Genomic DNA, 1,358 nt, shown 5'->3' on the forward strand with positions numbered 1-1,358 from the left:
GCTCGGCGGCTACGTCCGCTGGGCCAACCGCCGCGCCAAACCCAAGCGGCGCTTCGCCGTCGACTCCAAGATCCGCCGACCCGATTACCTACCCAACGTTGCCTGACGCGGCACTAGCTCCGAACTCAGGCCGGAGCGAACGCTTGCGATGACTGCGTGCATGCACCGGGCTGGCGGCAGCCGTCGGTCAAGGAGCGTGACGGCGTGAGCGTCGATCGCCTTATTGGCGTTCGGCGTGCCACGATCTCTGCGTGTCAGAACCGATCGGTCGACGGATAGCGGTCCACCGGCGCCGTCGCGGGCTCAGCCAAGCCGCGGTGGCCGGGCTCGTCGGTCGGTCCGAGTCGTGGTTGTCGCAGGTCGAGCGTGGCCTTCGTGGCGTCGACAGCTATCCCGTCCTCCGTGATCTCGCACGTGTGCTGCGCGTTGACATCACCGTGCTGACGGAAGCGGAGCAGGCGGCATCACACGAGGTATGCCGAGACGTCGACCAGCACATCGCGGCGATCGAGCGCGCATTGCTGGTCGGCGGCGGCGATGTGGATATCGCTGATGTTCAGGACGCCGTGGCTCAAGCCCACCTGGACTACCAAGCTGCCCGCTACGACCAGGTCCTCGCTGCGCTCCCCTCGCTGATCGCGGCCATTGACGGGGACGAAGCCGCACGGGTCGCCGGCTACACGGTCGTTGCGAAAACGCTGACCAAGATCGGCACGTTCGACCTCGCGCTCGTCGCGGCGGACCGTGCACGGACCGCGGCGGGAAGCACGGGCGACCCGACCGATCTGGGGATGGCCGTGTATCAGGTGGTCTGCGCGTTGCTGCCGACCTCGCGCGCCGAGCTGGCCGAGCAGCTGGCCGTCGCCTCGGCCGGGCAGATCGAGGTCGGCCGGCAGCCGTCCGAATGGAGCGTCGCCGGGGCGCTCTGGCTGATCGGTGCAGTGGCGGCGGCGCGGCGTGGCGACGCTGAAGCGGCCACCGAGCGTCTCGACAATGCCGAGAGCCTGGCCATCAGGATCGGCGAGGACGCGAACCACAGGTGGACCGCCTTCGGGCCGACGAACGTCGCCATCCACCGGGTTTCGGTCGCGGTCGAACTCGGCGACGCGCCCGCAGCGCTCAAAGCCGCTGACTCGGTGGCGCTCGACCGGTTGCCGCCAGGCCTTCGCAGCCGCCGCGTGCAGGTGCAACTGGACATCGCATGGGCGCAGGCACAGCGGCGACGGGATGCCGAGGCGCTGGTGGCTCTCCTCGAGGTTGAACGAGCTGCGCCGCAGGTCACTAGGGCGTGTCCTGTAAGGGTCGTGACCTGCGGTAGATGATCATGCTCTGGTGGTAGGGCGTGGGGAGCTGACTGA

1 protein-coding gene is annotated in these 1,358 nt (G+C 68.8%); it reads left to right on the plus strand.

Features of this window, described 5'->3' with window-relative positions; all coding sequences use genetic code 11:
- Positions 1–251 precede the first annotated feature (251 nt).
- On the plus strand, positions 252–1,322 hold the full coding sequence (locus MMF94_RS43090) for a helix-turn-helix domain-containing protein (RefSeq protein WP_277398973.1): 1,071 nt from the start codon (positions 252–254) through the stop codon (positions 1,320–1,322).
- Positions 1,323–1,358: the final 36 nt, after the last annotated feature.

The organism is Pseudonocardia alaniniphila (genome assembly GCF_022524485.1).
Classification (GTDB): Bacteria; Actinomycetota; Actinomycetes; order Mycobacteriales; family Pseudonocardiaceae; genus Pseudonocardia; species Pseudonocardia alaniniphila.